6 protein-coding genes and 2 pseudogenes are annotated in these 12,183 nt (G+C 41.4%); 2 read left to right on the top strand and 6 right to left on the bottom strand.

The window, feature by feature from the left end; genetic code table 11:
* Nucleotides 1-78 precede the first annotated feature (78 nt).
* Both G3T18_RS22735 and G3T18_RS22730 read right to left on the bottom strand, forming a co-directional pair.
* A complete protein-coding gene (locus tag G3T18_RS22735; RefSeq protein ID WP_224412882.1) occupies nt 79-1,335 on the bottom strand; it encodes an MFS transporter in 1,257 nt (418 codons plus the stop codon).
* A gap of 804 nt (nt 1,336-2,139) precedes the next feature.
* Nucleotides 2,140-4,563, bottom strand: coding sequence for a TonB-dependent receptor domain-containing protein (locus G3T18_RS22730; RefSeq protein WP_224412881.1), 2,424 nt, complete (start codon nt 4,561-4,563; stop codon nt 2,140-2,142).
* A 514-nt stretch (nt 4,564-5,077) separates the two neighbouring features.
* Here G3T18_RS22730 and G3T18_RS22725 point away from each other — a divergent pair.
* Both G3T18_RS22725 and G3T18_RS22720 read left to right on the top strand, forming a co-directional pair.
* Nucleotides 5,078-6,091, top strand: a complete 1,014-nt coding sequence (locus tag G3T18_RS22725; RefSeq protein ID WP_224412880.1) for a helix-turn-helix transcriptional regulator — start codon at nt 5,078-5,080, stop codon at nt 6,089-6,091.
* Nucleotides 5,982-6,908, top strand: a complete 927-nt coding sequence (locus tag G3T18_RS22720) for a class I SAM-dependent methyltransferase (RefSeq protein WP_224412879.1) — start codon at nt 5,982-5,984, stop codon at nt 6,906-6,908. Before G3T18_RS22725 ends, G3T18_RS22720 begins: the two co-directional genes overlap by 110 nt.
* A gap of 510 nt (nt 6,909-7,418) precedes the next feature.
* Here the strand turns inward: G3T18_RS22720 and G3T18_RS22715 are convergent.
* The 4 genes and pseudogenes from G3T18_RS22715 to chlP form a co-directional block, all read right to left on the bottom strand.
* Nucleotides 7,419-7,757: pseudogene (locus G3T18_RS22715) on the bottom strand (DUF6745 domain-containing protein); the annotation flags it as partial.
* A gap of 120 nt (nt 7,758-7,877) precedes the next feature.
* Nucleotides 7,878-8,954 (bottom strand): annotated as a pseudogene (locus tag G3T18_RS22710) (leucine-rich repeat domain-containing protein); the annotation flags it as partial.
* Between the two features lie 59 nt (nt 8,955-9,013).
* Nucleotides 9,014-10,477 (bottom strand): leucine-rich repeat domain-containing protein, encoded by a 1,464-nt coding sequence (locus G3T18_RS22705; protein ID WP_224412878.1) that lies wholly within the window; start codon nt 10,475-10,477, stop codon nt 9,014-9,016.
* Nucleotides 10,478-10,576: 99 nt separating this feature from the next.
* Nucleotides 10,577-11,797 (bottom strand): geranylgeranyl reductase, encoded by a 1,221-nt coding sequence (chlP, locus tag G3T18_RS22700; RefSeq protein WP_224412877.1) that lies wholly within the window; start codon nt 11,795-11,797, stop codon nt 10,577-10,579.
* Nucleotides 11,798-12,183: the final 386 nt, after the last annotated feature.

Here is a 12,183-nt window from a genome sequence, read left to right as displayed (position 1 = left end):
ACTAGACCTGATACTGAACAGTAAAAGGGAAAAATCACTCTCTTTTCTAAGAGACTTCGTGTTTCTTGGCTCGTTCGCCTACTTTTTGGGAAAGATTTGTTGAGAGAGGGTTGCTAATGGGGGATTGGGGTGAATGTGTCCTTTTTCAACGAGTCCCGCGATCGCGACAACACTACCGATAGAAAGCGCGATCGCTAGTAAAAATGCTCCCTCATACTCGAATCCCTTAGCTGCCAAACCACTGAATGGTGCTGCCAAAATACCGCCCAAATAAACTAAAGACGTTTGCAGCGTGAAATCTGTCCCTGCGGTGGTTAATTCGCTCTTGTCCATCATGAGTGTAAATAATGCGGTAATTGCCATACTGTTAGTAAATTGAGAACTCATCGCAATGGCATAAAGAACGGGTAAAGTTGTAGCGCCCAAAGCAGGAAGAAGATAAGCCGCCACACAAATCGCCCGCAGCGAAGAAAAGACGAGTAGCGATCGCCGCCGTCCTAATCGAGAAATGAGAAAACCCGCCGCGATCGCGCCAACTATACCAGCACCATAACTTGCTACGCCAAGCAACAAACCAATATCAGTCATCGATAGCTCGATATCCACCAATAAAGGGCGAAACATGGTGTTAGCCATCATCGGTCCGGCAGTAAATAACGCTAAAACAACGAGCCATCGCCACATCTGAGGACGACGGCAAAAACGAACGAGATCGAGTAGAACAAATTGAGAAGTATCGGGTTTTTGACAGCGACTTTCCCGAAAGTTCAAAATTGGCAGTAGGGCAAACAGCATCAATGCAGCCAAAACCAGCATACTTGACCTCCAACCCCACCAATCGAGCAAGATGAGCATTCCGCCGCCACCAATAACTGCCCCGAAGTAATTGCCCGACATCTGGACTCCATTACCCCAACCTCGCTCTTGCGGTTCCAAAACTGCCACCGCGAGAGCATCGGTAGCAATATCTTGACTCGCGCACCACAAGCAAAGAGCAAACATAGCAACCAGCAATAGAAGAAAATTTCCTTCGAGATCCAATTTGCCTGCGATTACTACCGACGCGATCGCTAATAATTGAAAGCTAATAATCCAGAAGCGATAGTGACCCCATCGAGTAAATCCATAGCGATCGATCGCTGGAGCCCACAAAAATTTGAAAATAGTGGGTAGAGCGACTAGAGGAAGCAAGCCGATTACTTCTAAAGACATTCCCTGTTCGCGAACAAAGGCAGGTAAAGCCTCATAAATAAACGTTAGGGGAATATATTGCGATACATACAAGCTACCGAGCAGTCCAAGAGTTTTCAAGCGCTGGTTGGCAAATCCGGTCATGAAATTTTGATGGCTAGAAAGCACAATGCTGATATGAGATGTTAGCTAATACTCGATTTTTGTTCTATTACGCTAACGGATTTTTTTTAGCTCCAAACGGATTTAAGCACTCAAGATTCCGGGTTATTCAGTAATGGGACTTTGACCAAGAATAATGGGTTTCAAGCCCCGTCCTTATAGGACGGCTTTGATGCTATTCTAAGAAAGTAGCCTGGTACAGACAGGATTCGTCGGTACTGTCTTAAGTTGACGACGTAAAGCGATACCAGTACATGAGGCGCGAACAACCTCTTAAAAAACGCACCGGACTCGACAGAGTACCGAAAACCAGTGGTTAAGAAATTTGCTTTTTCGAGTATCGTGGGGCGCACGAGAATTTACGCTTGGGGAGATATATCCCACTGGAACTAATTGCCGCTCTTGATAAAATTGCTTTTTTGTTAATTTGTCAAGGGAGGGGTCGAATCGGCGAGACTGATTCCTTTTAGTTGTAAGGAGTGTCGTTGAACCAAGAATCCCCGCGCCTTTAGGCAGGGGAGCGTCAAATACTCTCACCGTCAAGCTGTCGCTGTAACGGGAGTCCTCTTTTTGCATTTAATCCCATTTACCTAAACTAATGCTACAGACGCAGACCCTGTAGAGACGTTGCATGCAACGTCTCTACACAATTTCATGTAGCGTAGTCAAATCAAATTGGTATAAGATAGTTCTCTTTGGCTAAACGAAGCTGAAAAGCTGTTCTCCAATCCCTACAATTGCGATAATTGAATGCTTTATAGTTTATTTCTCCCAAAGGTTTTGTCGCTAAAATGATGCCTTTAACAATACGCCAATCGTAAAAGGATCGTTATAAGACCCAACATTACCCCCTGGGAGAATCAACCCAGACGTAAGATAGCGCGTATCGAAAATATTATTTGCTACCAAATAAATTCCGTAATTGTCCAATTCATAACCCAACGTTGCATCGACAGTCGTAACCGTTCCTTGGAAAATCGAGTTAGATTCTTCTGTAAAATAACTCCCCAAAGTATTCAAACCCACTCGCGCAAATAGACCCCAAGGAGCGCGATATTGAGCGGCAAAATTAATCGTAAATTCCGGAGCGAAAGGTAAGCGATTGCCATCTAGAGTTTGTCCGGTAAAGGGATTAAAAAAGCGATCGAACGTTGCCTCCGTGTAGCCAAATCCCGCGATTAAATCCAACCCATCTACAGGTTGAGCCTTTAACTCCAACTCTACCCCGAAAATACTTGCTTCAGCATTAGCAACATTAGCGATAAATCCTCTTTGGTCTTGTAACGCCACCTGAAAGTCGTCAATTGAGTTGTAAAAGACAGCCAGATTGGCAATCAGGCGATTGTCAAGCCAAGACGTTTTTACACCAATTTCGTAGTTCCATGACCGTTCTTCACCGATTACTAAAACATCATCACTTTCCGCCCGGAAATTGAGTCCGGCTGGCTTGTAACCTTGGGTAATACTGCCATACACCAAAGCTGATGGATTGAATTCGTATTCGATTACAAAACGTGGCAATAAGGCACTACTATCTGTTTCGACATCATCAAACGTCATCCCAAAAGGAATCTCGACGGATGACCCATCTACTTCATAATTTCGTCGCCGATCCATGCGAATATTAGTGGTGTCGTAGCGCAAGCCTGCGGTTAGTGTTAGGGCTTCGATGGGTTCGTAACTAGCTTGTCCAAAAAGGGCAAAGGTGGTTTGGTCGAGTTCAGCAGAAGTGCGATCGAGTCCGGGCTGTAAACCCAAGGTTTGTGCGCCCACAGTACCATAGCGCAATCCATCTGCCTCTACGTTAAAGAGACGACTTTCAAAGTACCCTCCAACTAACCATTGAAGATTTTCTGCTTCTTCAGAAGATTGTAAGCGCACTTCTTGAGTCCAAATTGTTGAATTAACATCGGAAATACCAGTAAACAGATCGACTGGGGAAAAATCGGCTTCTGTTTCGACTTCTTGGTTAGAGTAACGACGAGTGGTAATAGAAGTCGCCTGGATATTGTCATTATCGTAAGTTATTTTTAAGGATTGATCGTTAGAATTGATGCGATTAAAGCCAATAAAGTCTTGGTTGACGGCAAAAAGATCCGACTGTCCGATAAGTTGAAAAGTGGGGTCGCCATTATTGTAATCTTGGTAGGAACTGTTAAAGGCAATTTCCCAATCTTCACTGGGTAACCACAGCAGTTTTCCGCGAATATTTCCTCCTGAAGTTGAACCAATAACCTCATCAGTCAAAGTATTGGTAATGTAACCGTCCCGCGCTTCTAAACGTCCGGATAAGCGGAAAAAGAGGATCTCAGGTTCGAGAGGTCCGCTTATGGCGATCGTGCCACTGCGTTCATCAAAACTGCCGTAACGAGCCGAAAGTTGTCCTTCAAATGTGTTACTGGGTTCGCGAGTAATAATATTAACAACCCCAGCTTGGGCATTTCTACCGTAGAGAGTATTTTGGGGACCTCGCAGCACTTCGATTCGTTCGACATCGGTCAGATCGATATCCAAAAACCCTGTATAGTCATAGGGAATATCATCGACAAAAAATCCGACAGTATCTCGACTGAGAAAGTTGTTATTGGAGAGACCTCGCATGGTATAGGTGCTAAAAAAGCGGCTTTGACCACCGGCGCTAAAAAAGGAAAAGTTGGGAGTATTATTGGCAACACTGTCGAGCGAGTCTAGGTTTGCATCTTCGATTTCTCCTTGGGAAAAGGCTGTGATACTGAGGGGAACATCTTGAATGTTTTCTGCAAATTTTTCCGCAGTGACGACAAGCTCAATAATCTCTACTTCTTCTTCAGCAATGCGAGGAACGACGATGTTGATGCTTAGTTGCCCTTCAGTTTGTATGGTATCAACTGTTGGAGCTTTTGTGTCTCCAGTTACGATCGCTTGGATACTGTTTTCAGTTGTAGATATTACTCGAAGAAAGTCTAATCCTGGGGTTGGATTATCTATTTCGATTGTCTCTCCAACGAGGCGAGCATTGTTGATGGTTAGGATGAGGCGATTGTCTTCTACTCTTTGATTGACTTCTAGGTTGCGATCGATGTTGCCGTCGAAGATGATTTCTAATCCTTCTGGGGTAGGATTGATTCGCACGTTGGTTATGTCAATGACTTGAGCGAGGGTATTTTGAATACAAACAACTGCGATCGCTGGAGCTAGCCACAAACTATGCAAGAGATGGAGATTTTTCATTTTTAATGACGAACTTGTAGTGCCAGGTTGTAAAAAAGGAAGTTGTCCTAATCGGTAAAAAAAGAGCTTAAGCAATTTGCTGCGGATGCGTCTATCGCGATCGCGGATTTTTTTTTGCCTCAAACGGATTGTCCCTAAGGACATCCATTAGTCGCGAGTCTGGGTATAAGTATCGCCCTACATTTTTTAAAATGATTATCATTCTCAATACTAGAATTGGGCTAAAAAAGACCGAACCTTGTTGATTATCTCCGATCCTTAAATGAGCAAAATCTCTACCAGTCTTGGTTTCAACCCGTTTGTCACCTCGTAAAGTCCTTGCCCTAAAAAATAGCTTTATTCAAAATAATTATCAATAAAATTTGAAATAAGGCTCAATCGGTCTGTAATGGATTTCTCCAAATAAATGGATAGAAGGATAGAGCTTAAGGAAAATTTTTGTTCGCGCGATCTTATTTTTCGGTAAACTTAGTTGAAAATTAATTTCAACTACTGGCAAGCGAGAGTGACATTTATGGCTATAGAGTTAATCTTTCCGCCGCAAGCAATGCAACAAGGCTTTCCCAAACTCTTAGAACAAATGAATCAATCCAGTCTATATAGCTATGAGATAGAAGGGATCGAAGCTCGACTAGAGTGGTCAAAAATGGTTGGTCAGGGTTCGGTGCGTTTCGCCTACCTCCGTCCGGGTCTGCAAATCTCAATTGAAAATCATCAGATGAAAGAAAAATTGGTTATGCAGGGTCAGCACTCCCACCTCGATCCCTGGAAATTCTATTTTCTGGTGTCTGGAGAGTTAAGCGGTGTGGTAGATAGGTCTGCCTCACCTTTCACACTGAAGACTGGAGAAAACTGCCTAACAGCTTGTAGCGGCGATCGCGCTCAAATGACCTACTACGACCATCAAACCTACTTAGCCGTAACAATTTTGGTCGATCCTTGGTTCTTGAAAACGTTTCTAGAGGAGCAGTCCGGACTACCTCAACCGTTGCAGCAAGCAATGAAAACATCAGCAGAGAGGTTTTTTCATACAGGAGCAACTTCACCAGCCATGCAGATTGCTCTCCATCAAATCTTGTACTGTCCTTATGAGGGTTTTCTTCGGCAAATCTATATCGAGAGCAAAGCCCTCGAACTTATCGTTCTCAAACTTGCCCAAATCGACGAACAAATCAGCCCCCCGAAACATAATGTCACTTTACAACCCCAAGATATTGATTGCATTCACAACGCCAAAGACATTTTACTGAGCAATATAGAATCACCGCCCTCCTTACTCGAACTAGCCAAAAAAGCAGGAACTAACGATTACAAGCTTAAGATTGGTTTTCGTCAGCTTTTCGGAACCACAGTATTCGGATACTTACGCAACCAACGCATGGAACAGGCGCGTCAACTGCTCCTCGAAAAACAGATGAATGTCTCAGAAGTTGCTCAAACCGTTGGCTATAGCAGTCTCAGTCGGTTTAGCACCGCCTTTAAAAATTACTTTGGCATTACGCCCAAAACCTACCAAAAAAATTCTTAATATTTCGCGAGTGTTACTTACCATGTCTAAATCTCAATGGCAACTAAACGGTGTACCGCGCACCATGATTCTCACAACAAGGGCGAGAGCCGACGAAGATCGGCGTACTGACGGTCTCTTTGGCGATCGCCAAGCGCGGGAATGGAGCGATCGTCTTCCTTGGGATGTAGAGCTAGACTCGTTTTATAGTTCCCAAACGCAAACTGGCTGGGCGATTCGTGCAGACTACTTCGATCGCGCTGTACGACAACAAATTGCAGCGAGTCAGCAACCCCTTGTCATCGAGTTAGGGGCGGGCTTATCCAGTCGCTACTATCGCCTGCAACAGGATAATTTATTTTGGATTAATCTCGATTTGCCCGAAGTTAATCATATTCGCCATCAACTCGATACTGAAACTGACAACTACAAATTCATCGGGGCTTCAGCCCTAGAGTCAAACTGGATAGATAATTTACCGTACAGAAAGCCCGAAGACATCACTATCGTTGCCGAAGGGCTGTTAATGTATTTTGAACCTGAAGCAGTCGCTCAACTCATCGCCCAAATGAGAGCGCGTTTTCCGGGGGCAACTTTGATCTTTGATATCGTTGGGGTATCTTATCGCAGAGCGGCGAAAAAACTAGAAGCCTTGGGTGCGCCTCTCCACTGGTTTGTCGGCGATCTCGAAGAAGTAACTCGTATGGGAGTCGAAATCGTTAGCGCTCAGTCGCTGTTTCAATTGCATCCAGAACGTTGGGGCGTTTTGCGCTGGCTGACTTGGCTACCTTTTATTCATAATATGACTCTCATTCTCGAGACCAAATTAAAGCTTTGATCTTCTGCCGCCATCAAACCTATCTTCCGCACGACAGAATGTAGTACCTTTTGCTTTAAGCAGAGCCTAATTAGGTCTTGCTGAACAAATGTCAAAGTCCTTACAGCATAGGTATTTGAGCCTTATTTGATCGGCCGAAAGTGCAAGCACCATTATTCTTTGAAGATCGGATCTCGCCCGATATTGCCCTATAGATGATACGCGATCGCGCCCTAATGCCTTGTAACACCAAAAACGACCCTTGCACTTTTTTCAAAAAAAGATGCTCGTAACTCTTAGCGCTTACTACGTTACAGAGGTTCTTCAGCAAGCCCTAATTACGCTCTTCTTATACCAGTTCCCAAAAGTTATGCAAGAGTAGCTAAGGCTGACAAAATATTCCCAAATTTTGGCGATCGCTTCTGGCTCACTGAAGGTCATGCTTGACACACAACGTCTTACATTTTGTCGTGCGGAATGTGGGTTAAATATTAACTAATAAACTCATTTTTGGGAGATAATTTAATTACCTCAAGTTTCAATCGCAAACTCTTCAGCATCGATACCGTGGTTAATCCAGCGAATTGCATCACGGGCTGATTTGCTATCTGGAGGAACCCTTAAAGTGTAAATATCATTGGTACTGGGGTCAATCATTTTTAAGAGTAAAATTGGCTCAATATCGATTTCAGAATCAATTTTTAGTAAAACGTATTCTCTCCAAGTATCGAGTTCGGTTGCACCCAATTCCGAGCAAATTCTTTCATAACCAATTTGTTGAATGAGAACTCGTCTGATTTCAGCGTCTTTTTCTGATAAAAGCCATTCGGGTTTCCACTCATCGAGACGAGTCCAATATTTTCTAGGAAGTGTAGTATCAAAAATATACCATTCCTCTAGATTGTGTAGATTTGTGAGTGGACTAAGGTCAATTACGAGATTTCCGTTAAGATTCAAATATTCAAGTGCTTCTAAATATTTTAGGGGACTAATGTCGTTGATTTTGTTGTTTTCAATATCTAAGTTTTTGAGATTAGAAAGTGATTGTAGTGGAGTTAAGTCACTAATTTGATTTTCCCGCAAATATAAGTCTTCCAGTTGAAAAAGAGATTGTAATGGAGTTAAGTCACTAATTTGATTTTCCCGCAAATATAAGTCTTCCAGTTGAAAAAGAGATTGTAATGGAGTTAAGTCACTAATTTGATTTTCGTCTAAACTCAAATGTTTCAGCTTAAAAAGAGATTGTAATGGAGTTAAGTCACTAATTTGATTTTCCCGCAAATATAATTCTTCTAGTTGAAAAAGAGATTGTAATGGAGTTAGGTCACTAATTTGATTTTCGTCTAAATCCAAAGTTTTTAACTCAGAAAGAGATCGCAATGGAGTTAAGTCGCTAATTTGATTTTTAGACAAACACAATTGTTCTAAGTTAGAAAGAGATTGTAGTAGAGTTAGCTCGCTAATTTGATTACAATTCAAAAGTAATTCCTTTAATTTATATAGAGAAGCTAAGGGAGTTAGATCGTTAATGTGATTACAATTCAAAAGTAATTTTTCTAAGTTAGATAGAGAAGCTAAGGGAGTTAGATCGTTAATTTCATTGCCAATCAAAGATAATTCTTTCAGGTTAAAGAGTTCTTGCAGTAGACTTAAATCGCTAATCTGATTACCATCCAAAAATAAATGTTTCAAGTTAGAGAGAGAAGCTAGGGAAGGAAGCTTACTAATTTGATTCTTAATCAAAGATAATGATAATTCTTTCAGATTAGAGAGTGCTTGTATTGAATTTAAGTCACTAATTTGATTTTCTAACAAAAATAAATGTTTTAAGTTACAAAGAGAAGTTAAGGGAGTTAAGTCAGTAATTTGACTGTTCCAAATATACAAATATTCCAAATTAGAGAATGATTCTAACAGAGAGAGGTCACAAGTCACAGAGAGATGACGAGGAAACGAAAGCGAAAGTGTAGTTTGACTATTTAAAATACGCAAAGCTTCCTCTATATCAGAAGTTCCTGCTAGTTTACATAAAGCTTTAATTGTTCGTTCTCGTTCTGCTTGTCCCATACAATAATTACTTTAAATATTAACTGATAAGCTCATTTTTTTGAGATAATTTAATTAAGTTAAGTTTCAATCGCAAACTCTTCAGCATCGATACCGTGGTTAATCCAGCGAATTGCATCACGGGCTGATTTGCTATCTGGAGGAACCCTTAAAGTGTAGATATCATTGGTACTGGGGTCAATCATTTTTAAGAGTAAAATTGGCTCGATATCGATTTCAGAATCAATTTTTAGTAAAACGTATTCTCTCCAAGTATCGAGTTCGGTTGCACCCAATTCCGAGCAAATTTTTTCATAACCAATTTGTTGAATGAGAAGTCGTCTGATTTCAGCGTCTTTTTCTGATAAAAGCCATTCGGGTTTCCACTCATCAAGACGAGTCCAATATTTTCTAGGAAGTTCAGTATTAAAGATAAAACATTCTTCTAGCTTAGGTAGATTTGCGAGTGGACTCAGGTCAGATATTGGGTTTTCGTCAATATATAACTCTTCAAGTGCTTGTAAAAATTTCAGTGGAGTAAGATCGCTTATTTTGTTGTTATATAAATATAATTTTTCCAATTTGAAAAGGGATTGTAGCGGATTTAGGTCACTAATTTGATTATCGCTTAAATACAACTCTTTCAATTGAGAAAGGGATTGTAGTGGACTTAAGTCACTAATTTGATTATCACTTAAATGCAAGTATTCCAGTTGAGAAAGGGATTGTAGTGGACTTAAGTCACTAATTTGATTATCGCTTAAATACAACTCTTTCAATTGAGAAAGGGATTGCAGTGGACTTAAGTCACTAATTTGATTATTGTTTAGTATTAAACAGGTCAAGCTAATTAGCGATTGTAGTGGATTTAGGTCGCTAATTTGATTGTTATTTAGTTGTAAGTAGGTCAAGTTAACTAGCGATTGCAGTGAACTTAGGTCGCTTACTTGACAGTAAGTTAAAAAAAATCTTTTGAGGTTAGATAGCGATTTTAGTTGAGTCAAGTCACTAATTTGATTGCTATATAAATTTAATTCTTCCAATTTAGATAAATAATCTAGCGAAAGAAAGCCACTAATTTGATTGTTAGCTAAAGATAATTTTTTCAGGTTAGAGATTACTTGTAGTGGAGTTAAATTACTAATTTGATTATTATGCAAATACAACTCTTTCAGTTGAGAAAGGGATTGCAGTGAACTTAAGTTACTAATTTGATTATTAATCAAAGATAATTTTTTTAAATTAGAGAGCGATTGTAGTGGAGTTAAATTGCTAAGTTGATTTTCACTTGAAGATAAAGTTTTTAAGTTATAAAGAGAAGCTAATGGAGTTAAGTCACTAATTTTACTGTTACTAATATACAAATATTCCAAATTAGAGAACGATTCTAATAGAGAGAGGTCACAAGTCACAGAGAGATGACGAGGAAACGAAAGCGAAAGTGTAGTGTGAGTATTTAAAATACGCAAAGCTTCTTCTAGATTAGAAGTCCCTGCTAGTTTACATAAAGCTTTAATTGTTCGTTCTCGTTCTGCTTGTCCCATACAATAATTATTCGAGAGACTTTCCTCTTCTTATCCTAACCAATAAAATAGCCCGCTTGGGCGGGCTGATGGGTGCTAATTAAATTTATCGGTTGATTTTTATGGGGCTAAAGCGTTGCCGCGTAGTAAACTACCAATAGTTTTCGCGGTAATTTTCATTTGAATTAAAGGATTAGCCGGGACGACGGTTTTGTAAAGGTAGCTGTCAAAAGTAAGACGTTGTACGTCTAAGTCGGAACACATTTCGACGAAAGCTTCGCGGGTAGCGTCGGTGCGATAAAAGACTCGTTGGAGAATATCCAGCACTTTGTAGGTCATGCCGTATTTCTTGTCCCAGCGCTTAAGATAGAGTTTGAGGTCTTTTTCGTCGGGGATACGCTGACCGTTGTTTGAGGTTTCGACGATGGTTTCCGCGCACATCCGGGCTGATTTGGCTGCGAAGTAAATACCTTCTCCGGAAGACTTGGTAACTGTTCCCGCAGCGTCACCAACTAATGCGACTCTTCCGACGACGCGACGAGGACGAGGGTGTTCGGGGATGGGATGTGCTTCGACTTTAATAATTTCTCCACCAACCAGTTTAGCAGCCGCCCGATCGCGGATTCCGGCTTGCAGTTGTTTGATTTTCGCTTGGTTGATTTTCATCGTACCAGTACCGACGGCTACGTGGTCGTATTTGGGGAATACCCAAGCGTAGAAGTCGGGGGAAACGTCGTTACCGACATACATTTCAGCTAAGTCTTCGTAATATGCCATCATGTTTTCGGGGAGACGAATACGCTCTTGGAAAGCGATCGCGTAATTGTAATCTCCTGCTTTAATGGCTTTAGCGATGCGAGAATTTGCTCCGTCTGCACCGATAACTAAATCTACTTGTAAGGTTTTCTGAACGCCAACCTTACTGCCATCGGAATGATCGGCATAATAAAGGGTATAGGGACCATCATTGTTAGCGGGAATCTCTAACTGATGTACAGTACCATTAATTAATTTTGCCCCTAATTTCGCTGCGCGATCGCGCATAAAGCCATCTAAGACTTCACGACGACACATCCCAATATATTCATCTTCTTTGATTAAATTAATATCGACCTCGATATTAGAAGGCGAGATCATCTTCATTTTTCTCACTCGGCGATCGATAATCTCCGGAGGAAGGTCAAATTCGCTCACCATACATAAGGGTATCGCCCCACCACATGGTTTCGCATTATCTAGCTTGCGCTCAAATAAATAAGTTTCAATTCCTGCTTTTACTAAAGTTTCTGCGGCAGAAGAACCCGCAGGTCCGGAACCAACAACAGCTACCCTTAATACCAAGGCTTTTCTCCTAATCTCTCAACTATAGTCTCAGCCACGCCCTGCGCGTGCGTGCTATCCCAAGGAATACTATCACGGAGTTTTGCATCAGCATACAAGTTTGGTAGCAGTTTCGGTTAACTTGCAATACACCTTAACAACTCGGTAACGAAATGTTTACATTTAGGGGGGTATTTGTTCATTGGGGATTGGGGACTGGGGACTTGGGGATTGGGAACTGGGGATTGGGGATTGGGGACTGGGGACTGGGGACTGGGGATTGGGGATTGGGGACTGGGGACTGGGGACTGGGGATTGGTGATTAGAGAGTATTTAGTCTTATTGAGAGGAATTTCGCTCTTAGCCGTAGATTAAAATTTAGAGAGCAAATGCCTCAAACGCCATCC

It is taken from the genome of Oscillatoria salina IIICB1 (assembly GCF_020144665.1).
In the GTDB taxonomy this organism is placed as follows: domain Bacteria; phylum Cyanobacteriota; class Cyanobacteriia; order Cyanobacteriales; family SIO1D9; genus IIICB1.
Note: the sequence above shows the minus strand (reverse complement) of the source record. Positions and strands in the feature narration are given on the sequence as shown.